Annotated in this window: 22 protein-coding genes; 12 read left to right on the top strand and 10 right to left on the bottom strand. The window is 56.8% G+C overall.

What is annotated here, in order from left to right; translation table 11 throughout:
• Nucleotides 1-179: 179 nt before the first annotated feature.
• The 3 genes from livJ to ROR01S_RS17255 all read right to left on the bottom strand — a co-directional run bounded on the left by livJ (nucleotide 180) and on the right by ROR01S_RS17255 (nucleotide 4196).
• On the bottom strand, nucleotides 180-1283 hold the full coding sequence (gene livJ, locus ROR01S_RS17265) for a branched chain amino acid ABC transporter substrate-binding protein LivJ (RefSeq protein ID WP_015585591.1): 1104 nt from the start codon (nucleotides 1281-1283) through the stop codon (nucleotides 180-182).
• Between the two features lie 257 nt (nucleotides 1284-1540).
• On the bottom strand, nucleotides 1541-2785 hold the full coding sequence (locus tag ROR01S_RS17260) for an aromatic amino acid transport family protein (protein ID WP_004868557.1): 1245 nt from the start codon (nucleotides 2783-2785) through the stop codon (nucleotides 1541-1543).
• Nucleotides 2786-2930: 145 nt separating this feature from the next.
• Nucleotides 2931-4196: a 4-aminobutyrate--2-oxoglutarate transaminase gene (locus ROR01S_RS17255; protein WP_004868558.1), complete on the bottom strand. Its 1266-nt coding sequence runs from the start codon at nucleotides 4194-4196 to the stop codon at nucleotides 2931-2933.
• A gap of 118 nt (nucleotides 4197-4314) precedes the next feature.
• On the opposite strand from ROR01S_RS17255, the gene pdxR reads away from it, so the two are divergent.
• Nucleotides 4315-5838, top strand: a complete 1524-nt coding sequence (gene pdxR, locus ROR01S_RS17250; RefSeq protein WP_004868560.1) for a MocR-like pyridoxine biosynthesis transcription factor PdxR — start codon at nucleotides 4315-4317, stop codon at nucleotides 5836-5838.
• A 51-nt stretch (nucleotides 5839-5889) separates the two neighbouring features.
• Here pdxR and rpoH read toward each other — a convergent pair whose 3' ends face one another.
• The 4 genes from rpoH to ftsY all read right to left on the bottom strand — a co-directional run bounded on the left by rpoH (nucleotide 5890) and on the right by ftsY (nucleotide 10383).
• Entirely contained in the window at nucleotides 5890-6744 is an 855-nt protein-coding gene (rpoH, locus tag ROR01S_RS17245) for an RNA polymerase sigma factor RpoH (RefSeq protein WP_064359722.1), read from the bottom strand.
• A 258-nt stretch (nucleotides 6745-7002) separates the two neighbouring features.
• Nucleotides 7003-8061 carry a permease-like cell division protein FtsX gene (gene ftsX, locus ROR01S_RS17240; RefSeq protein ID WP_004868563.1) on the bottom strand — a complete coding sequence of 353 codons (1059 nt, stop codon included), beginning with the start codon at nucleotides 8059-8061 and terminating at the stop codon, nucleotides 7003-7005.
• Complete coding sequence (ftsE, locus tag ROR01S_RS17235; protein WP_004868565.1) at nucleotides 8054-8722, bottom strand: cell division ATP-binding protein FtsE; 669 nt, start codon at nucleotides 8720-8722, stop codon at nucleotides 8054-8056. The genes ftsX and ftsE overlap by 8 nt, the downstream gene beginning before the upstream one ends.
• A gap of 2 nt (nucleotides 8723-8724) precedes the next feature.
• Nucleotides 8725-10383: a signal recognition particle-docking protein FtsY gene (ftsY, locus tag ROR01S_RS17230; protein WP_064359721.1), complete on the bottom strand. Its 1659-nt coding sequence runs from the start codon at nucleotides 10381-10383 to the stop codon at nucleotides 8725-8727.
• A gap of 191 nt (nucleotides 10384-10574) precedes the next feature.
• Here ftsY and rsmD point away from each other — a divergent pair, with 191 nt between their 5' ends.
• Both rsmD and ROR01S_RS17220 read left to right on the top strand, forming a co-directional pair.
• Entirely contained in the window at nucleotides 10575-11171 is a 597-nt protein-coding gene (gene rsmD, locus ROR01S_RS17225) for a 16S rRNA (guanine(966)-N(2))-methyltransferase (RefSeq protein WP_064359720.1), read from the top strand.
• Complete coding sequence (locus ROR01S_RS17220) at nucleotides 11161-11439, top strand: DUF1145 family protein (RefSeq protein WP_004868571.1); 279 nt, start codon at nucleotides 11161-11163, stop codon at nucleotides 11437-11439. The genes rsmD and ROR01S_RS17220 overlap by 11 nt, the downstream gene beginning before the upstream one ends.
• Before the next feature lie 10 nt (nucleotides 11440-11449).
• Here ROR01S_RS17220 and ROR01S_RS17215 read toward each other — a convergent pair whose 3' ends face one another.
• Entirely contained in the window at nucleotides 11450-11809 is a 360-nt protein-coding gene (locus ROR01S_RS17215) for a DUF2500 domain-containing protein (protein WP_004868574.1), read from the bottom strand.
• Nucleotides 11810-11950: 141 nt separating this feature from the next.
• Here ROR01S_RS17215 and ROR01S_RS17210 point away from each other — a divergent pair, with 141 nt between their 5' ends.
• Nucleotides 11951-12577, top strand: a complete 627-nt coding sequence (locus tag ROR01S_RS17210) for a lysoplasmalogenase (RefSeq protein WP_004868576.1) — start codon at nucleotides 11951-11953, stop codon at nucleotides 12575-12577.
• Nucleotides 12578-12655: 78 nt separating this feature from the next.
• Nucleotides 12656-14854 (top strand): Zn(II)/Cd(II)/Pb(II) translocating P-type ATPase ZntA, encoded by a 2199-nt coding sequence (zntA, locus tag ROR01S_RS17205; RefSeq protein ID WP_064359719.1) that lies wholly within the window; start codon nucleotides 12656-12658, stop codon nucleotides 14852-14854.
• Nucleotides 14855-15072: 218 nt separating this feature from the next.
• Here zntA and tusA read toward each other — a convergent pair whose 3' ends face one another.
• A complete protein-coding gene (gene tusA, locus ROR01S_RS17200) occupies nucleotides 15073-15318 on the bottom strand; it encodes a sulfurtransferase TusA (protein WP_004868581.1) in 246 nt (81 codons plus the stop codon).
• 211 nt (nucleotides 15319-15529) lie between these two features.
• Between tusA and ROR01S_RS17195 the strand changes: the two genes are divergently transcribed.
• Together ROR01S_RS17195 and ROR01S_RS17190 are read left to right on the top strand one after the other, a co-directional pair.
• On the top strand, nucleotides 15530-16195 hold the full coding sequence (locus ROR01S_RS17195) for a 7-cyano-7-deazaguanine/7-aminomethyl-7-deazaguanine transporter (RefSeq protein WP_004868583.1): 666 nt from the start codon (nucleotides 15530-15532) through the stop codon (nucleotides 16193-16195).
• Nucleotides 16196-16268: 73 nt separating this feature from the next.
• A complete protein-coding gene (locus ROR01S_RS17190) occupies nucleotides 16269-16826 on the top strand; it encodes a DcrB family lipoprotein (protein WP_004868586.1) in 558 nt (185 codons plus the stop codon).
• On the opposite strand, the gene ROR01S_RS17185 is transcribed toward ROR01S_RS17190, so the two are convergent.
• On the bottom strand, nucleotides 16827-18047 hold the full coding sequence (locus ROR01S_RS17185) for an MFS transporter (RefSeq protein ID WP_064359718.1): 1221 nt from the start codon (nucleotides 18045-18047) through the stop codon (nucleotides 16827-16829). It lies immediately after the preceding gene.
• Between the two features lie 669 nt (nucleotides 18048-18716).
• Here ROR01S_RS17185 and ROR01S_RS17180 point away from each other — a divergent pair.
• The 5 genes from ROR01S_RS17180 (at nucleotide 18717) to ROR01S_RS17160 (ending at nucleotide 21636) form a co-directional block, all read left to right on the top strand.
• Complete coding sequence (locus ROR01S_RS17180; RefSeq protein WP_004868592.1) at nucleotides 18717-19106, top strand: hypothetical protein; 390 nt, start codon at nucleotides 18717-18719, stop codon at nucleotides 19104-19106.
• A gap of 495 nt (nucleotides 19107-19601) precedes the next feature.
• Nucleotides 19602-20324: a beta-ketoacyl synthase chain length factor gene (locus ROR01S_RS17175; RefSeq protein WP_064359717.1), complete on the top strand. Its 723-nt coding sequence runs from the start codon at nucleotides 19602-19604 to the stop codon at nucleotides 20322-20324.
• Nucleotides 20321-21136: a lysophospholipid acyltransferase family protein gene (locus tag ROR01S_RS17170; RefSeq protein ID WP_004868595.1), complete on the top strand. Its 816-nt coding sequence runs from the start codon at nucleotides 20321-20323 to the stop codon at nucleotides 21134-21136. Before ROR01S_RS17175 ends, ROR01S_RS17170 begins: the two co-directional genes overlap by 4 nt.
• Nucleotides 21117-21374 carry a phosphopantetheine-binding protein gene (locus tag ROR01S_RS17165; RefSeq protein WP_004868598.1) on the top strand — a complete coding sequence of 86 codons (258 nt, stop codon included), beginning with the start codon at nucleotides 21117-21119 and terminating at the stop codon, nucleotides 21372-21374. The genes ROR01S_RS17170 and ROR01S_RS17165 overlap by 20 nt, the downstream gene beginning before the upstream one ends.
• 10 nt (nucleotides 21375-21384) lie before the next feature.
• Nucleotides 21385-21636: an acyl carrier protein gene (locus ROR01S_RS17160; RefSeq protein WP_004868599.1), complete on the top strand. Its 252-nt coding sequence runs from the start codon at nucleotides 21385-21387 to the stop codon at nucleotides 21634-21636.
• Nucleotide 21637 lies beyond the last annotated feature (1 nt).

Raw genomic sequence — 21637 nt, 5'->3', positions numbered from 1 at the left:
TCATTGATTTAACCGGGAATCCCCGCGTTTCATGGCAACTAAGCGGCCATTGATTTAACCGAGAATTTCGCGCTACAGGCAGGCGGCAAGCTGTGAAATCCCCGGGAGCTTACATAAGTAAGCGACCGGGGTTGAGGAGCGCAGCCAACGCACCTGTAGCGTGAAAGGCGAAGGTTAAATTATTTGGCGTCGGTCGCCGTGCCATCGGCATGCCAGGTAAACACGCCGAACTCGAAGCCTTTCAGATCGCCTTTCTGATCCCAGGAGAGCGGCCCCATAACGGTATCGACAGAGTTGGCCTTCAGGTATTTCGCGATCGCCGCCGGGTCTTCGGACTGATTCAGGCCCGCCTGCAGCGACTGAATTGCCGCGTAGGTTGTCCAGACGAAGGCGCCGCTCGGATCCTGTTTCTTCGCTTTGATCGCGTCAACAATCGGTTTGTTCGCCGGGACCTGGTCATAGTTCTTCGGTTTCGTGACCAGCATGCCTTCCGCAGACTGACCGGCAATGTTAGACAGGGAGACGTTGGCGACGCCCTCCGGTCCCATAAACTGCGTTTTCAGACCTGCCGCGCGGGACTGACGCAGAATCTGCCCCATTTCCGGGTGGTAGCCGCCGTAATAGACGAAGTCGATGTTTTCTTTCTTCAGGCGCGCAACCAGGGTAGAGAAATCTTTCTCCCCGGCGGTGATGCCGTCAAAGAACACCACGTTAGCGCCGCCCTTCTTCAGACCATCCTGCACCGCACGCGCCAGACCTTCACCATATTGCTGTTTGTCATGCACGATAGCGATGCGCTGAGGTTTAACCTTCTCAATAATGTATTTCGCCGCCGTCGGCCCCTGGTCAGAATCGAGACCGGTGGTACGCAGAATCATTTTATAGCCGCGGGCGGTCAGCTCCGGCGCTGTCGCAGCCGGGGTGATCATCAGAATGCCTTCGTCTTCATAGATATCGGACGCCGGCTGGGTAGAGGACGAGCACAAATGGCCGATAACGTACTTAATGCCATCGTTAACCACCTTGTTGGCGACGGCCACCGCCTGTTTCGGGTCGCAGGCATCATCATATTTCACGATCTGCAGCTTATTGCCTTTGATCCCACCCTTCGCGTTAATATCGGCAACCGCCTGCTCAGCACCGGTAAACTCCTGGTCACCGTACTGTGCCACCGGGCCAGACATCGCGCCAACCACGGCAATTTTGATATCTTCCGCCAGCGCGGCATTGCTCATAATTAAGGCGATACATCCTGCCAGTAGCGCTTTACCCTTCATGTTCATCCTGAGGCTCCCCATTATTATGGTTTTTTGCATTTGTTGTGATGTTGTTTGTTAGCGCATTATTCTAATTTAAGTCATAAATAAAGCATATGACGTCTACTTTTAGGTCTGCCGCCTGCGCTTTTGCAGCATACTATGCTAAACATACCGCCATTCAGGAGAATTTGAAATGACAAAATTGCGGGTTATGTAACAGATAAGTGACAAATAAAAAACCGCGTCAGGATGAACCGGACGCGGTGGAGTCAGGCGCCAGATTACCAACCGGCGGGCAGGTAGCCCAATGCGGAAGCTATCGCGTAAACGGCGCTACACAGGTAAAGCAACACAATGAAGGTCTGGATCAGCGGATGGGTTATCAGCGGCGGACAGCTCCAGCCTGGCGTGATATCACCGCGCTGCCGGGCGCCTTTGAGCATCAGAATCGGCATGATGGATAAAATCACGCCGCTAAAGACGCCGGCAAAATAGAGTGCATTCACAAACGACACCATGCCGCTGTATGCCAGAATAAATGGCGGGATGGCCACGATAGTCAGCACCATCAGGCGCTTGCGCGGTTGCTCATCGTTGCCGAGGCGAAACTGATCGAAAATATTCGTCAGGAAACTTCCCCCCAGACCCCAGTAAGAAGTCAGCATCGCACACAGGGCAAACAGGTTAGCGGAGAAAAAGGCCCACTCACCGAGCGCCCTGCCCCAGGAGATCGTCGCCACGTCGGAAATATTATCCAGCCCGCTCAGGGCGATCACCGACAGCGGGACCAGCGCCAGCAGGCAGAAAGTCAGCCCCATTCCCACCATAATGGCTTTCGGCAATTTCTCCGGCTTATCCGCAAACCCGCGGGCCATTTCCGGAACGATATACTGCGCCGAGAAACAGAATGCGACCACGTTGAACACCGGCACCATATACAGCCAGTTGCCGTCGAGCAGATAGCGGACCTGGGTCGTCTCTTTGAGCAGCGTCGCCGCCACCAGCACGGCGATCATGACCACCATGCCGATACTGATGAATTTTTCACCTCGCCCGATGGCCTTCAGCCCGAGATAAAGCACGCCTGCCGCCGGGATAAAAAAGAGCGCGCTCCCCAGCGCCGGAGAGATACCGAACAGCGAATGCAGCAGCTTACCGCTTCCGGTCATATAGGCCGTCAGCGCGCCGATGCTGTTCACGCAAACCGACAGGAACATCATCAGCGCCCCGAAGCGCCCGACATAGCGATGCGACAGCCCGCTCAGCTGTAAATGCTTACGGGTGCGCAGCGTCGATTCTGCGACATACAGCATGGTGACCGTCGTCAGGCTGCCGACCACCACCAGCCAGAACAACAGCGGTAAAAAGCCGGCCTTGCTGGACGCATAGGCGATAGACAGAACCCCGGCACCGATATTGGTGCCGACGATCATCGAGACCCCTTCCACGAAGCTAAGGGATTTTGCAGGTACAGCGGTACGCTCCCGGCTGGTGAGAACCGAGGAAAAGGTGGAATGTTCAGACATAATATTTTCCGTTTTATTCCGGCGACAGGCGCCGCCGGAAAAAAGGTGATATCAGGGTGATAAACCACTCACGCTGAGTATGAAAACTCGTGTGCGGCATCCTGTTTTATCTGGCTTCCCTGCCGCCGCACAGGAGTCGGGCACATCATCCCTTCAGGACGCGCGCCAGAATATCCAGCGCTTTTGTAAACTGCGCATCGGGGATAGTTAACGGATACAGGAAACGGATAACGTTGCCATAGACGCCGCAGCTCAGCAGCAGCAGACCATTTTCCTGCGCCTTTTGCTGAATGTGGCGGGTGAACTCCGGTGACGGCGCGCCGGTCTGCGGATCGTTAAATTCCACGGCAACCATTGAGCCCTGGCCGCGAACATCAACAATCGCCGGACAATACTCGCGCGCCTGATTCAGCACCTCTTTCAGGTGGCTGCCAAGCTGTTCCGCACGTTGACACAGCTGCTCTTCTTCAATGACGTCAAGGACCGCATGAGCCGCGGCGACCGCCAGCGGGTTACCGGCATAGGTGCCGCCCAGTCCGCCCGGCGCCGGCGCATCCATCACCTCGGCGCGCCCCACTACGCCTGACAGCGGGAAACCGCCGGCAAGGCTTTTCGCCATCGTCATCAGGTCCGGCTTCACATCGTAATGCTGCATAGCAAACAGCTTGCCGGTGCGGGCAAAACCGGTCTGCACTTCATCGGCAATCAGCAGGATGCCGTGGGTATCGCACAGCGTACGCAGCGCCTGCATAAACTCCGCTGGCGCGACGTTAAAACCGCCTTCGCCCTGAATCGGCTCGAGGATAATTGCCGCCACCTGGTCCGGGGCAATATCGGCTTTAAAGATACGCTCAAGGCTTTTCATCGCCTCATCGGTGGTGATGCCGTGGGCAGCATTCGGGTATACCCCGTGATAAACCGAACCAGGGAACGGTCCAAAACCGATTTTGTAAGGCGCGACTTTACCGGTCAGCGCCATGGTCATAAAGGTACGCCCGTGAAAGCCGCCGCCAAAAGTAATCAGCCCCGGACGGCCGGTATAAGCGCGGGCAATCTTCACCGCATTTTCCACGGCTTCCGCACCGGTGGTGAAGAAAGCGGTTTTGGCCGGGCCATCGACCGGCGCCAGCGCGTTAATGCGCTCCGCCAGCGAAACATAGCTTTCGTAAGGGACAATCTGATACGCCGTATGGGTAAAGGCCTCCAGCTGCTGCGCGACGGCGGCAACAATTTTCGGGTGGCGATGGCCGGTATTGAGCACGGCGATTCCCGCAGCAAAATCAATCACCTCGTTACCTTCCACATCCCACAGCGTAGCATTCTCCGCCTTCTCAACAAAGTAATTGCACATTACGCCTACGCCGCGCGGCGTCGCCTGCTGGCGACGTTGATTCAGTTCTGAACTTTTCACCCTCGAATCTCCTGTCATGTGTGTCACGTTATCGCAACAATCTCGAAACTATGTCGTTTATTTACACAGGAGTTGGCCCTATAATCGAGTACCAATTTAGATTATCTGAGGGATCCAATTGCGCTCACTCGTCGGTGACCTTGTGCTGGTCAGATTGCAGGAGGAGACAGACCCGCTGCTGCATAAACGCTTATACAACGCGGTTCGTCGCTCGATTCTGGACGGTTCTTTAGCGCCCCATAGCCGCCTGCCCCCCTCGCGAGATCTGGCCGGGGAGCTCGGCGTTTCAAGAAACACCATATTAACAACTTATGAACAATTGCAGGCGGAAGGATATGTGGTTTCCCGCCGCGGAAGCGGCACATTCGTCGCGAAAACCGGGCCGGATATTTCTCTTTCTACTGGCAGCATCGCCGAAAACAGCAGCGACTTGACGGCAACCCCCTTTTTGTCGCGCCGCGGGCAACAGCTGCTCAGCCACGTCAGCGCCAGCCCGCGCCAGTGGGGAGCGTTTATCCCTGGCGTACCGGACGTCAATGCTTTCCCCCACCCGCTATTTAGCAAGATTCAGGCCCGTATCAGCCGCCGCCCGAAACCCGAGCGACTGAGCTACAGCTGTAACGGCGGTACGCCGGAACTGCAGCAGGCGTTAGTGGATTACCTGCGCGTGTCCCGAGGCGTTCACTGCCAGGCAGATCAAATTCTTATTACGGAAGGGATCCATCAGGCAATCGATCTGGTGACGCGTATGCTCTGCGATAGTGGCGATCTGGCGTGGGTCGAGGAGCCCTCCTACTGGGGGATCCGTCACGTGCTGGCGATGAATGATGTGCGGGTCAATCCCATTACCGTCGATGCCAACGGCCTGTGCCCGCCGGAGACAGTTGAGGCGGCGCCGCACCTGATTTTTGTCACCCCATCGCATCAGTATCCGCTGGGGGCGGTGATGAGCCTGGAGCGCCGTCAGCGCCTGTTGGCTCTGGCGCGCCAGCACGGCTGCTGGATCGTCGAGGATGATTACGACAGCGAATTTCGCTTTTCCGGCCAGCCGATTCCGGCGCTGCAGGGACTGATTGCCGACGCGCCGGTCGTCTATATCGGAACATTCAGTAAGACTCTCTACCCGGGGCTGCGGTTGGGGTATGTCGTGCTGCCGCGTCCGCTGATTGGCGATCTGAAAAGCGCCCATGCCGAACTCTATCGCGGCGGCCACTCGCTGATTCAGATGGCGCTGGCGGAATTCATTAACGCGGGCCATTACTCCGCCCATATCCGACGAATGCGCCTGCTGTACAGCCGCCGTCGCGCCTGCCTGACCGAGCTGATTCAGCGCTATTGCAGCCCGCAGGCGCTGTCAGATTTCAGCGATAACGCCGGTCTGCATCTGATCCTCAACTTGCCAGACGACGCGGACGATGTCGCGATCGCCAGACAGGCCAATGCCCACAATATTCTGGTGCGTCCGCTCTCGCGCTACTATCTGACGGAAGAACGTAAGAAGGGGCTATTGATGGGCTTTGCCAGCCTGGCAGAAGCGCAAATGGAGCCGGCCTTCCGTATCCTGCTGGCATGTCTGCAGACGCTATGCCCGCAGGTGCTGGCCGAAAAAGCAGACGCAGAAAAACAAAACGCCCCAACGTAATGTGGGGCGTTATCGGGTGCCTGCACAGAGGCGAGTATGTACGCTGTTGCGTTATGCTTCGATGGCAGTACGCAGTTTCTTCATCGCGTTCTTTTCCAGCTGGCGCACGCGCTCAGCCGACACGCCATAGCGATCCGCCAGTTCCTGCAGCGTCGACTTATTGTCTTCGTCCAGCCAGCGGGCGCGGATAATGTCCTGGCTACGCTCGTCCAGACCTTGCATCGCGTCGGTCAGCTTGTTGGCCGCCTGCTCTTCCCAGTTATCATCTTCAATGCCATCGGCAAAGTTAGACGTTTTATCCTGCAGGTAGAGCACCGGTGCCATCGGCTGGCTATCGGACTCGTCGTCCGACGACATGTCGAAGGTCATGTCCTGCGCCGCCATACGGGATTCCATTTCACGTACGTCTTTGCTCGACACGCCCAGCTCACGGGCCACTATCTCGACTTCATCCTGGTTAAACCAGCCCAGACGCTGCTTAGTTTTACGCAGGTTAAAGAACAGCTTACGCTGCGCTTTGGTGGTCGCGACTTTCACAATACGCCAGTTACGCAGAACGTATTCGTGAATTTCAGCCTTAATCCAGTGTACGGCGAAGGAAACCAGACGCACGCCCACTTCCGGGTTGAAACGACGCACGGCTTTCATCAGGCCAATGTTGCCTTCCTGAATCAGATCCGCCTGCGGCAGGCCATAGCCCGAGTAATTACGAGCAATATGAACAACAAAGCGCAGGTGAGACAGGATCAGCCTTTTCGCTGCTTCCAGATCGCCCTGGTAATGCAGCTTTTCAGCAAGCTCCCGCTCTTCATCAGCCGATAACATCGGCCAGCTGTTCGCAGCCCGGATATACGATTCCAGGTTACCAACGGGGGCTAAAGCTAAAGTTTGCATATCTTTGGTCATTCAAATCCTCTCAATCGATATCGTCTGACGTGATGGTTCCCATGAGATGAGCAACAAACATGCCAGCGTTTATGAGCAACGAGAATATCACCCACATTAGTATCAGACAGTGATTTTATCCACAAGTTCCATGCAACGATGTGAATAGATTACGCACAAAATGTGACATGGAAATGAAACGTAGGGAAGAGACAACAGGGACTCTTTCCCTGCAGAGAGACATTCATCAGTGCAGGGAAAGATTATATCAGACTTTTTTTAATCGGGGGTAAAGTGACGTAAATGTTGCACGGTAGCCAGCCAGGCCGCCACCCAGCCAATCATCGAGCAGACAATCAGCATCAGCAGACACTCGTCGAAGCCTAACCCGCTGAGTTCAAACTTGGTTCCAAACACCTGCGCGACTTCCGTCACCGCGGACGACAGGCGCATCACCATAATTTCCGACAAAATCAGCGATAAAAAGGCACCGCAGAAGCCCAGCAGCGCACCGCCATACAGGAACGGACGCAGGATGAAGCCGTCGGTCGCGCCAATCAGTTTTTGCACGTTAATGGTATCGCGACGAGCAAAAATGCTCAGGCGTACGCTGTTGCCGATAACGAGGAACACAGCCGCCACCATCAGCACGCCAATCAGCGCCGACACCCGGCCCACCAGCCCGGTCAACGAGGAGAGGCGGGCAAACCAGCTGTCATCCATACGCACTTCGTCCACGCCCTGAATGTGCGTCACGCGATCGCGCAGCGTATTCAGCGCATTGGTGCTCTGGAAATCCAGCTTCGGCACGACAATCGCGACGGCCGGAAGGGGGTTCTCTTCCAGCATATCCAGCGCGCCACCAAAGCCAGACCAGTTGCGGAACTCGCCAAGCGCTTCATCCCGCGACAGATAGTTCACCTTCTCTACGCCTTGTTCTGCCTGGAGCTGGCCAACCACTCGCGCCGCCGCGTCATCGTCCAGCGTTTTCTCAAGATAAACGGTGATCTGCGGCGACGGGTAGTACTGCGCCGCCGCGCTGTTGACGTTCTTGTACACCATGTAGCACACGCTTGGTAGCGTCAGCGAAATGGCGATAACCATAATGGTCAGGAAGGTAGCCAGCGGCGTACTTTTTAAATCCTGGACCGCACCATGCCAGGCATAGCGAACCTGTTCGTTAAAGACATTGCTCTTACGGGAAGCCGGGCCCGGCGCTGCTTTTGGCCGCTTCGGCGCATTACGCCCACCGCCGCCGCCCGCGCCTGCGCCATTGCGGAGGCGATCGAGCCTGCTACCGAACTGGCGAATCTGGTTTATTGCGTCGCGCTTATTCACCCCAATGGCCTCCATGCATATGACCGTCGCTCAGGGTCAGCATGCGATACGAGCGGCTGGAAATCAGCCCCAGGTCGTGCGTCGCCATCAGAACCGTTACGCCTACGCGGTTAAACTCCTCAAACAGGCGTAAAATCCCTTCCGAGAGCGCCTCGTCGAGGTTACCGGTAGGTTCATCCGCCAACAACACCGCAGGCTTATTGACCACCGCGCGGGCAATCCCCACGCGCTGCTGTTCGCCGCCGGAGAGTTGAATAGGGAGGTTTTTCGCTTTGTCCAGCAGCCCGACCTTGTCCAGCGCCGCCGACACACGGCGACGAATATCATCGCCGCTGGCGCCGGCAATAATCAGCGGAATAGCGACATTATCAAACACCGTACGGTCCATCAGCAGGTGGTGGTCCTGGAAAATCATGCCGATCTGACGGCGCAAAAACGGCACCTCACGGCTTTTCAGGCGGCTAATATCGTGGCCGCCGAATAAGATTTTCCCGGCGCTCGGCCGTTCAATACCGCAGATAAGCTTAAGCAGGGTACTTTTCCCCGCGCCGGAGTGGCCGGTCAGAAATGCCATCTCGCCCGACTGCAGGTGGAAATTCACCCCCTGCAGCGCTTGTCTCCCACCGAGATAGGCTTTGCTGACTTGTTCAAAGCGAATCATGATTAATCCTCTCGGGCAAAAAGTGCCTCAATAAAGTCGCCCGCATTAAACGGACGCAGATCCTCAATACGTTCACCGACGCCAATGTAGCGAATCGGAATACCGAACTGGTCGGCGACCGAGAAGATAACCCCACCTTTCGCGGTACCGTCCAGCTTAGTCAACGTGATGCCGGTCAAGCCAACGGCTTCATGGAACAGTTTGGCCTGGCTAATCGCGTTTTGCCCGGTGCTGGCATCGATGGTCAGCATGACCTCATGCGGCGCATCTTCATCCAGTTTTTTCATCACCCGGACAATTTTCTTCAGCTCTTCCATCAGGTGCGATTTATTCTGCAGACGACCCGCGGTATCGGCGATCAGCACGTCAACATTTCGCGCCTTCGCGGCCTGAATAGCATCGAAGATCACTGATGCCGAGTCCGCGCCGGTATGCTGAGCAATCACCGGAATGTTGTTGCGCTGACCCCAGACCTGCAGCTGTTCTACCGCCGCGGCACGGAAGGTGTCCCCGGCCGCCAGCATCACCGATTTACCCTGCTGTTCGAACTGACGCGCCAGCTTACCGATAGTGGTGGTTTTACCCACGCCGTTCACGCCCACCATCAGAATAACAAATGGCGTTTTCCCTTCAACATTCAGCGGCTCATCCACTTTCGCAAGGATATCGCCCATCTCTTCTTTCAGCAGGCCATACAGCGCTTCCGCATCACGTAGCTGCTTACGGCTGGCGCCTTCGGTAAGATTGGTAATGATCTTACGGGTCGTTTCCACGCCGACGTCAGCAATCAGCAGCTGCTCTTCCAGCTCTTCAAACAGATCATCGTCGATTTTTTTGCCGCGGAACAGACTGATAAATCCGGAACCGAGGTTCTGTTTGGTTTTAATCAGGCTGCGTTTCAGACGGGCGAAAAAGCCCTCTTTCGTCGGTTTTTCCTGCTCCTGCTGAGCGGAATCATCCGGCTGACTCTGTTCTTCCGTTTCAACAACCTCTTTATCATCAATAGGTTGAGTGGAGAGCGCCAGAGCTTCAAGCTCTTCATCAGACAGAGCAGATTCAGGCTGCTCCTCACCGCGCGGCTCATCACTCACCGCGTCGTCCACGGCAGCGACTTGCGGCTCATCCGTCACCGCTTCCGGCGTCTGCCCTGCTACCGCTTCCGCGACAACCGGCTGAGCGATCGCATCTTCGACCAGCGACTCCGGAGCAGCGAGGTCTTCCGCCGGCAGCTTTTCAGCAACCGTCTCTTCAGCAGCGGTCTCAGCCACAACCTGTTCAACGGCAGCCTCTTCGACCCACGTACTGGCGGCTGGCGCTTCGTCAATAGCAGCGTGCGGCTGAGGGATCGCTTCGACTTCGGCCGGGGCTTCAACCGCAGGCGTCACCGGCTCAGAGTGCGGTAATTCGCTCTCAACAACCTGTTCAGTCACCTCAACGACATCGGCCGCAAAAGCTTCCGCGTCCTCTTTCTCCACCGTAGAAGCGCTTACCGTATCCGCTTCTGGTGCCGCCACCGTCTCAGCAGGCAACGCTGTAGCCGAATGCTGTTCGGCAACGTCGGTTTGCCCTTCTACTTTCTGTTCGGTCTCGGTTTCCTGCGCCTGTTCTTTTTGTCCAAAGCCCAGCCAGGAAAAGAAGCCACGTTTTTTCTCTTTTGCCATTTGCGACGACACTCCCGCTGTTTATTCATGGCACAGCTTCGGCATAACAATAGCGGAAGCTGAAAAATGATGAAATTAGTCGGATAGTCTATCACTTAACTTAACTCGCATCACCGCCCCCGGATTAAGGTTTCGTCATCCGCGTTCGATCGCTAGAATAGCGGGCTGAAAGTGGAGACCTGAGCAACGAGATGAAGAAACCAAACCACACGGGCAGCGGCCAGATCCGTATTATTGGTGGGCAATGGCGGGGGCGGAAATTACCGGTGCCCGAGAGCCCGGGCCTGCGCCCGACTACCGACCGGGTCCGTGAAACCCTTTTTAACTGGCTGGCGCCTGTCATGGTCGATGCGCACTGCCTCGATTGCTTTGCCGGCAGCGGCGCCCTCGGGCTGGAAGCGCTGTCGCGCTATGCGGGCAGCACCACGCTGCTGGAAATGGAGCGCGGCGTCGCTCAACAGTTGCAAAAAAACCTGGCGACCCTGAAAGCCAGCCATGGCAAGGTGGTCAATACCAATACGCTCAGCTACCTTAATCAGCCAGGCACGCCGCACCATATCGTGTTTGTCGATCCGCCTTTCCGCAAAGGTCTGCTGGAAGAGACGCTGCGTCTGCTGGAAAATAACGGCTGGCTCGCCGATGAAGCGCTCATCTACGTTGAGAGCGAAGTCGAAAATGGCTTACCGCCGGTGCCGACATGCTGGCATCTGTATCGTGAGAAAGTGGCCGGACAGGTCGCCTACCGTCTCTATCAACGTGAGGCAAAAGGAGAAAATCATGCTGATTAATTTTGGCCGCGTGTTGATGCTGTGCGTCTGGGCATTTTTATTATTAAACCTGTTTCAGCCTTTCCCGAAGCCGCTGAACATCTTCGTTAACGTTGCTCTGATCTTTATGATCCTGATGCACGGTCTGCAGCTGACGCTGCTGAAGGCCACTCAGCCGAAAGATGCCCCGCCGCTGGGCCGTTTTGAACAGGTCCGTATTTTTATCTTTGGCGTGTTTGAACTGGTGGCCTGGCAGAAAAAACTCAAGGCCACGCTACGTAAGAAGTAACCTCGTGGGCTCAAGGTTCTGGCGTAAACGCGACAAACCTTGAGCCTTTGTAGCTCAGCGTTCCCCGGTCACCGACGCTGAGCGCATGATATTGCGCCGCCTCAAGCCGAAAACTGACTTCCAGGCCACCGGTTTCCGGCCTGAAGCTCACGTCATAGCGCATATCGCTGCCGGCGGGGGCTACGGTTTGCTGGCGCGACCGGCGATCGTTGAGCACCTTCTCCCGCTTGTTACTCACCACCACCCGCTTTTGTAGCAGCGGCGCGGCGTCGTTAGCCATATTTTCCCGTCGTTGCTGTACATAGCGTACCGATGCGGCCACCACAATAATGGCGACGACGATAATAAAAAACAGGGGAACCTTGCTCATTCATCTCACCCATAAGAATTCTCAGGAATAAGCATACCGCGCCTTGATTAACGTTGTCATCTGCCCGCCCGAACCACTACACTAAGTTTCAGTACTGCCAATACACCACTCACTTAATAATAACAGATACAAGGACTTACTATGCTTTGGTCGTTTATTGCTGTCTGTTTCTCCGCATGGCTTTTCGTCGATGCGTCCTATCGCGGCCCCACGTGGCAGCGCTGGGTTTTTAAACCCGTCACGCTGATCCTGCTGCTGCTGCTGGCCTGGCAGGCGCCAATGTTCAACGCTATCAGCTACCTGGTACTCGCCGGGCTGTGCGCTTCGCTGCTGGGCGATGCATTAACGCTGCTGCCGCGCCAGCGGGTGATGTATGCGGTGGGGGCCTTTTTCCTGTCGCATCTGCTGTACACGATCTGGTTTGCCAGCCAGATGACGATGTCGTTTTTCTGGCCGCTGCCGCTGGTGCTGCTGGTTATCGGCGCGCTGCTGCTTGCGGTTATCTGGAGCCGGCTGGAAGATCTGCGCATGCCGGTTTTCACCTTTATCGGCATGACCCTGGTGATGGTCTGGCTGGCCGGTGAGCTGTGGTTCTTCCGCCCGACGGATACCGCATTCTCAGGCTTCGCCGGTGCGACATTCCTGCTGTTGAGTAATATTGTCTGGCTGATCAGCCACTATCGCCGTCGCTTCCGCGCCGATAACGCCATCGCCGCCGCCTTCTACTTTGCCGGCCACTTTCTGATCGTCCGCGCGCTGTATCTGTAATTTTGCGCTTGACTCTGGAGTCGACTCCAGAGTGTATCCTTCTGGTAATGAGAAAATTATCATTACCGGGAGGGTCCCATGTCGACTCCAGAAACGCAGGATAAAAAAGTCCCACAGTTCTCGTCATTCAAATTAAAGCCGGTTGTCGCCCAGGCTGACAGCTGCTGCACGGAATCTGGCTGTGCCGCCGATAACGCCGCCGACAGCGATGGGTTAAACGAGGCGCGCTATCGCTGGCTGGTTGAAGGCATGGACTGCGCCGCCTGCGCCCGTAAAGTCGAAACGGCGGTGCGCCAGGTACCCGGCGTCAACCAGGTGCAGGTTCTGTTTGCCACCGAAAAACTGCTGGTCAACGCCGATGCCGATATTCGCACTGCCGTCGAAAGCGCGGTACGTGCCGCGGGCTATACGCTGCGCGATGAAAGCGCCCCGCCGCCGGAAACCTCACCTCTGCGCGAGAACCTGCCGCTGATAACGCTGGTACTACTGATGGCGCTGAGCTGGGGTCTGGAGCAGCTCAACCACCCCTTCGGCGAGCTGGCATTCATTGCTACCACGCTTGTGGGTCTGTGGCCCGTCGCTCGTCAGGCTTTGCGCCTGATCCGCAGCGGTAGCTGGTTTGCCATTGAAACACTGATGAGCGTCGCCGCCATCGGGGCACTGTTTATCGGCGCAACGGCCGAAGCCGCGATGGTGCTGCTGCTGTTTATGGTTGGCGAGCGCCTTGAAGGCTGGGCGGCCAGCCGTGCCCGCCAGGGGGTAAGCGCGCTGATGGCGTTAAAACCCGATACCGCCACTCGCCTGCGTGACGGCGTGCGGGAAACCGTCGCCCAGCGCGATCTCCGCCCTGGAGACGTAATTGAAGTCGCAGCAGGTGGTCGCCTGCCCGCCGATGGTCAGCTACGCACGCCGTTCGCCAGCTTCGATGAAAGTGCCTTAACCGGTGAGTCGGTGCCGGTCGAGCGTCGCTCCGGAGAACGCGTGGCGGCAGGCGCCACCAGCGTCGACCGTCTGGTGCAACTGACGGTGATTTCTGAGCCGGGCGACAGCGCCATTGACCGCATTCTGAAGCTGATTGAAGAAGCGGAGGAACGTCGGGCGCCGATTGAACGCTTTATCGATCGTTTCAGCCGGATTTACACACCGGCCATTATGGTCGTCGCCCTGCTGGTCGCCATCGTACCGCCGCTGTTCTTTGCCGCCGCCTGGCTACCGTGGATCTACAAAGGTCTGACGCTGCTGCTGATCGGCTGTCCTTGTGCGCTGGTCATTTCCACTCCGGCGGCCATTACTTCCGGGCTGGCGGTGGCGTCGCGTCGCGGTGCCCTGATTAAAGGCGGCGCAGCGCTTGAGCAACTGGGTCGCATACGTCAGGTGGCTTTTGATAAGACCGGGACGCTAACCGTCGGCCAACCGCGCGTCACCGCCGCCATCGCCCTGAATGACGTGGATGAAAATGACTTGCTGGCGCTGGCGGCGGCAGTGGAACAAGGCTCCAGCCACCCGCTGGCGCAGGCCATCGTGCGCGAAGCCCAGCAGCGCCAGCTGACGATTCCGTCTGCCCGCGGTCAGCGCGCACTGGCGGGTTCGGGCATTGAAGCCGAAGTCGACGGTCATCAGATACTGATTTGCGCGGCAGGCAACGACGCCGCCGCAGAGCATGAGGCGCAGATTCAGCAGCTGGAGAGCGCGGGTCAGACGGTTGTGCTGGTACTGCGCGAACAGTCTCTGCTCGGCATTCTGGCGCTGCAGGATACGCTGCGAGACGACGCCCGTCAGGCGGTCGACGATCTGCATCGTCTGGGGGTGCAGGGCGTAATTCTGACCGGTGATAACCCGCGGGCGGCTGCCGCCATTGCCGGGGAACTGGGGCTGGAATTCCGTGCCGGGCTGCTGCCGGCCGATAAAGTGGAGGCGGTCACGGCGCTCAATGCCGCTGCGCCGCTGGCGATGGTCGGTGACGGGATTAATGACGCGCCGGCAATGAAGGCCGCCACCATTGGTATCGCCATGGGCAGCGGAACCGACGTGGCGCTGGAAACCGCCGATGCCGCCCTGACGCATAACCGCTTAACCGGTCTGGCACAGATGATTTCCCTGGCCCGCGCCACCCACGCCAATATTCGGCAGAACATTGCGATTGCGCTTGGCTTAAAGGGAATTTTTCTTATCACTACGCTGCTCGGACTGACCGGGCTGTGGCTGGCGGTGCTGGCCGATACGGGGGCAACGGTGCTGGTGACCGCTAACGCCCTGCGACTGTTACGTAAGAAGTAAGCGGAAAGACCCCGGTGGCGCGTTGCTAACCGGGACTACGGAAGCGTGCGTTTTTTGGACTTTATAGCCCCGCCTCCGGGAAGACGGCCTGCGGCAATCGCACCGTTTACCCCCGGTGGCGCGCTGCTTACCGGGGCTACGGGAGCGTGCGGTCTTTGGATTTTGTAGCCCGGACAGGGGCATTGCCCCGCCTCCGGGAGAGGCACGCAAACCCGTGCTTAATGGCTTTTACGAATCAGATAGCGATAGGGCAGCGCCGCGGTTTCTTGCGCCAGCAGCTCATGCTCCATAAAGCGGCAAAAACCCGGAATATCACGGGTTGTCGCCGGATCGTCGGCGATAATCAGCAGCGTTTCGCCCACCGGCATTGTACGTACGGTCTTACGCACCATCATTACCGGCTCCGGGCAACGCAGGCCCTGAGCATCCAGAGTGTGGTCAGGGCTGGAGAAAAGTTCGGTCATTTTCATCTCACATCAACAAAACGGCCCTAGTTTACCCCCACTTTTCCGCTACGCAAGTCAGGTTAACGTTTGCGCGAAAAACAACCATTGCAATACCCGCTCAACGCAGTATCATTCTGCCGCTTCAAACTGGTACTCGTGGGTTGGCAAAACACGGCACGAGTATTGATTTATTGGGTTCCCTCACCCCAATCACTAAAAAGGTCACAATATGAGTCCATTTACAACGTCACAGCGTCAAAAAGCGCTGGTCTGGCTTTCTCTTTTTCATTTGCTGGTTATCACCTCCAGCAACTATCTGGTGCAGCTCCCGATCTCCATTTTTGGTTTTCATACCACCTGGGGCGCGTTCAGCTTTCCGTTTATCTTCCTCGCCACCGATCTGACGGTGCGGATTTTCGGCGCGCCGCTGGCACGACGCATTATCCTGGCGGTGATGGTCCCGGCGCTGCTGATCTCCTATGGCATCTCGTCCCTGTTTTATATGGGCGAATGGCAAGGCTTTGCCGCGCTGACCCACTTTAACCTGTTCGTCGCCCGTATCGCCGCCGCCAGTTTCATGGCCTACGCGCTGGGCCAGATCCTCGATGTCCACGTCTTTAACCGCCTGCGTCAAAACCGCCGCTGGTGGCTGGCGCCGACCGCCTCGACCCTGTTCGGCAACGTCAGCGATACCCTGGCCTTTTTCTTCATCGCTTTCTGGCGTAGTCCGGACCCGTTTATGGCGGCGAACTGGGGAGAAATCGCGATTGTCGACTACAGCTTCAAGGTACTGATTAGCATTGTTTTCTTCCTGCCGATGTATGGCATGTTGTTGAATATGCTGCTGAAAAAACTGGCAGATAAATCTGATTTATCCGCATTGCAGCCAGGTTAAGAGTACTCGCAGGTTGATGTGATAAGATAAGCGAATGAGCCGTTAATGGCCGTTTATCGAAAGGAAGATGTCAATGCGCAATTTGGTTAAATATGTCGGTATTGGCCTGCTGGTTATGGGGCTTGCGGCCTGTGATAACAGCGACACAAAAACGCCGACTGCCGGGGCTGCTGCGGAAAGCAACGCCAGCGGACAAAATATCAGCCTGCTGGATGGCAAGCTGAGTTTTTCCCTGCCAGCAGGAATGACCGATCAGAGCGGCAAGCTGGGTACCCAGGCCAATAACATGCACGTCTATTCTGACGCCACCGGACAGAAAGCGGTGATCGTGATTGTTGGTGACAGCACCAATGAAGAATTGAGCGTGCTGGCTCAACGCCTGGAAGATCAGCAGCGCAGCCGCGATCCACAGCTGCAGGTTGTCACCAATAAATCGATTGATATCAAAGGCCACACGCTGCAGCAGCTGGACAGCATCATCTCCGCCAAAGGCCAGACCGCCTGGTCTTCCGTCATTCTCGGCAAGGTTGACGATAAGCTGCTGACCCTGCAGATCACGCTGCCGGCAGACAATCAGCAGCAGGCGCAAAGCGCAGCTGAAAACATCATCAATACCCTCGTCATCCAGTAACTACTGGCCTGACGTAGCGGCCTCCGGTGACACCGCCGGGGGCCGTTTTTTTAACCGCCAGCTCAGCAACAGCGCCACCGCCACCAGCCCCGCCGCCGCCAGATAAATGGTGGAAATCCCGGCCCATGCCATCAGCAGCCCGGCCAGCGGCCCGGTAATGCCTAAAGACAGATCCATAAATACCGTATAGGTCGCCAGCGCCGAGCCCTGATTCTGCTGCGGCACCGCCTTCACCGCCACCACCCCCAGCGCAGGGAAGACCAGTGAAAAACCGGCGCCAGCAAAGAAGGTCCCGACTTTGGCGATCGATGAAGTCTCAGCCAACCCCACCAGCAGAAGTCCGACAATCTCAACGCTAAAGCACAGCATCGCGACGTTCAGTCCCCCCAGACGATTAATGCCATTGGGGAACAGCAGACGCGTGCCAACAAACGCGCAGCTAAATAGCGTCAGCGCAAACGCCGCGCCGTCCCAGCCTTTGGCGTCGTAAAACAGGGTAATAAACGTCGCGATCGTGCCAAACCCGGCGGAAGCCAATGCCAGCGCCATCCCATACGGCCAGACCCGGCCCAGCACGGCGCGAAACGTCATCGCTTTGCCCTTCGTCGCTCTGACCGCCGCCCTCGGCAGCGCGCACAGAATAGCGACCAGCGCCACGGCCATAATCGCCCACGCCAGCCCCGGCAGCCCGACAAGGGAGTAACAGAGCACGCCGAGCGGCGCCCCCATCGCCATCGCCCCGTAAGTCACGATTCCGTTCCACGAAATCACCCGCCCGATATGCAGCGAGCCCACCACCCCCACTCCCCATAGCGTTGAACCAGTACCGGCAAAGCTTTGCCCGATACCGAGAATCACCCGGCCGAGGCACAGCAGAGCCAGGCTAAGGATCGGCCAGCCGCTGCCGACGGCCGCCAGCAGATAGCTCAAACCGCTGAGAAAACAGCCGCACAGCCCGAAGATCACGATCTTTTTCGGCCCAAGGAGATCGGCGTAGCGTCCGGCATGAGGGCGGCTGAGGAGAGTGGCAAAATATTGCAGGCTAATGACCAGGCCGGCCCAGAACGCGCTAAATCCCATTACATCATGGACATAGCCCGGCAGAACGGCCAACGGCAGGCCAATTGTCAGGTAGCTGGCAAAATTAAACATCACCACGGAGACAACCCGCAGATTAAGGCGCACTCCATTGAGCGCCGGTTCGTCAACGGGTTCGGGCATTGGGTCCACCTGACTTTTACAACAATGTTTCACTATTACCACGTCGTCTGCTCAAAAGCAGCCCGCGGCGCAGAAATTCGCGCTCGACGGGCCGCACGGTCAATCTCAGCATCGAGTACAGCGTCTGCCAGCAAGTGCTGCCAGAGGATAACTGACGGTCATTTTCGCTCCGCCACGGGATGAATGTTTTTGTCGCTAGCCGGAACAGGCCGGCAAGAGAGCCCCATTCGTCAGGAGCAAATGTGAATAGCCGAAGGCGGCGTCGGGTGAGGAGCAAGACTCGCCCGGGAACACCGATAACCCGGTCAGCGGAGTGAACGGACGTCGCCAACACACATGCCACTGGCAATCTACGACATATTTATTTAAATACCGTCAGCGATCTACCTGAATATCCCCCGCGAATTAACGGTCTGGCGAATAATAATGTCAAGGGTATAAGCTTCGGGAATTCCCGCCATGTCGTTAAAATTCAACCTCATCAAACCATTCATTATCACTCATAACTGCTGGTGGCCTCGCTCGCTATCCTTTATGATGAAAACCGTCTCATCTTAAGACAACACGGAAATCCATACCGGATATTTATCCGGAACGATATGGCGACTGACATTCATTTTTAACGTCAGCCATTTCATTGTATTACCGGTAATTTGACAGGGAGTGTTCATGAAAAAGTATGTGCAGTGGTTCGCCGCTATTGCGGTTGCAGGCGCGTTGGCCGGCTGTGCGCGCACCGCGCCGGTGGAGCAAATCCAGACCGCCGTGAGCGCCGGTCATACTGAGGATCAGGTGAAACAGGCCATTCTGCGGGCCGGCGTGCAGCGCCAGTGGATCATGTCGCAAACCGCGCCTGGCGCGATCGCCGCGCGTCAGCAGGCTCGCGACCATGTCGTTGAGGTCCGTATTAATTACTCCGCCAGCGGTTATTCTATTCACTACGTCAGCAGCAGCAATATGATGGCCTCCGGTGGGAAAATCCATAAAAACTATAACCGCTGGGTCCACAATCTGGATAAAGATATTCAGGTAAATTTAGCCGCTGGTTCGAGCCTGTGATTGTCCACGTCATCTCAGCCCATCATTGATTCAGGAGTCAGCGCGCAAATGCTGACTCCTGAAGAGGAACAGGATCAGAGACTATTCTGATGCGAGACCGGTTTCGGCATTATCCTATGTATTCGTTTGCCACCCGGTAGAATATGTGGCGGAAATGTCAGAGTCAGGTCACAGACCTGTTGATGGAATAACAGAATATCTCTCTCAGGCGCGAATAGTTACCATAATAAATTGCGCTGGCATGTGAAAATATCGAAAATACGCCCTGACTTCGCCGCATAAATTGCCATACGGTGAATACGCTTGCCGATATGCCCTCAGTCTCATTCTGAGGCCGGATATCCGGTCGGCCAAAAGCGGAACGGTAAACAATCCAGGCCGGTAATACATCGTTGGTCCAGGCGTTAGCCATACTGTATACGCGTGCCACAACAAAAATAAAAAGTGCCGTTAAAAATGGCACTAAGATCACCGATTTATCGCGGATACGCGTTGATGAAATTTGCACTAAACATAGTTGACTGGCAGGGCAGAGCCCCGGGAATGAGCGAAGCGACACAGTGGCAGCAATGGTCACGGCATCCGCACGCCTTCGATCCCTCAGCCCCGCAGGCAAAATTAACCGAATTACCGATGATGACCGCCAGACGTCTTAGCTCCGGCAGTAAACTCGCCGTTGAGTGCGGGCTGGCAATGCTGCGCCGTCATCAAATCGACGCCATACTGTACACCAGTCGCCACGGCGAACTTGAACGCAATTATCGTATTCTCCACGCCCTGGCGCAGCAGCAGGCCATCTCCCCGACCGACTTTGCCCTCTCCGTCCATAATTCGGCGGTGGGCAATCTGACGATTGCCGCACAGCGGCCGATCGTTTCCTCCTCTCTGTCGGCCGGGCGGGATACCTTCCAGCAAGGGCTATGCGAAGTCATGTGCCTGCTGCAGGCAGGCTATCAGCGGGTATTAATGGTGGATTTCGACGGCTACCTGCCCGAGTTTTATCATCCGCAGCTATCGCCAGAAATGCCGACCTGGCCCTATGCGCTGGCGCTGGTGATTGAAGCCGGGACGGCGCTGCGCTGTGTCACCCGTCGCGGCGAAACGTCCGCAGAGACCGCGCTACCGCAAAGCCTGTTATTTTTACAACACTATTTGCAGGACAGCCCCACCTTTACCCTGCCCGGCGAGCGCGTGCAGTGGCAATGGAGCCGCGCATGAACCCTATCCTGGCACGTCTGAACCGGGTCTGGCGGGGAGCCATGACCGGCGTCTGTTTCGCCTTGTTCGGTCTTGGTGGACTGCTGCTGTCCCTCATCTGGTTCAACCTGCTGCTGATCGTTATCAGGAACAAACCCCGTCGCCGTCGCCTGGCGCGGCGCAGCATTGCCGCCAGTTTCCGCCTCTTTTTGGCGGTGGTCAGAGCCGTCGGCGTGCTGGATTACCGCATTGAAGGCGGTGATATTCTACGCCAGGAGCGAGGCTGTCTGGTGGTGGCCAACCATCCCAGCCTGATCGACTACGTGATGCTGGCTTCGATCATGCCGGAAACCGACTGCATGGTAAAAAGCAGCCTGCTGAAGAACCCGTTCGTCAGCGGCGTGATTCGCGCAGCGGATTATCTGCTTAATGACCAGGCGGATTCGCTGCTGCCCGCCAGTCTGAGCCGCCTTCAGCAGGGGGATACCATTTTGATTTTCCCCGAAGGCACGCGGACGCGCCCCGGTGAACAGATGACGTTACAGCGCGGCGCGGCCAATATTGCCGTGCGCTGCGCCAGCGATTTACGGGTCGTGACAATCCGCTGCAGCGAGCACATGCTTGGCAAGCAGTGCAAGTGGTACGATGCGCCGCCCACCAAACCTCTGTTTACGATTGAGGTGCGGGAGCGGATACGTATCAACCAGTTTTTCGATGCCAGCTCACAGACGCCATCGCTGGCGGCACGGCAGCTAAATCGGCATCTTTTGCTTCAATTACAATCAGGTACTACGCCTACTTCAGGAATTAATGATGCAAGCGCTCTATCTTGAAATTAAAAATCTCATAATTACTACGTTGAATCTGGAAGAACTGTCGGCTGACGACATTGACACCGATGCGGCACTCTTTGGCGATGGCCTGGGTCTGGATTCCATCGACGCCCTGGAACTGGGGCTGGCGGTAAAAAACCGCTACGGCGTGGTGCTCTCCGCCGAAAGCGACGAGATGCGCCAGCATTTCTTCTCCGTTGCCACCCTGGCCGCGTTTATCGACGCTCAACGTACCTGAGGCTCGCCCCATGACTGAATCACATGATATTTATGCCGACGTCTCGGCACTGCTGGTTAAGCTGTTCGAGATCGATCCTGAAGACATCAAACCGGAAGCGCGGCTGTACGAAGACCTGGAGCTGGATAGCATCGACGCGGTCGATATGATCGTCCACCTGCAGAAGAAAACCAGCAAGAAAATCAAAGCAGAAGAATTTAAAGCCGTGCGTACCGTGCAGGATGTGGTTGATGCCCTCGAACGCCTGTCCCGGGAAGCCTGAT

The organism is Klebsiella ornithinolytica NBRC 105727 = ATCC 31898 (assembly GCF_001598295.1).
GTDB classification, from domain to species: Bacteria; Pseudomonadota; Gammaproteobacteria; order Enterobacterales; family Enterobacteriaceae; genus Klebsiella; species Klebsiella ornithinolytica.
This window is presented reverse-complemented; position numbering and strand designations above follow the sequence as displayed.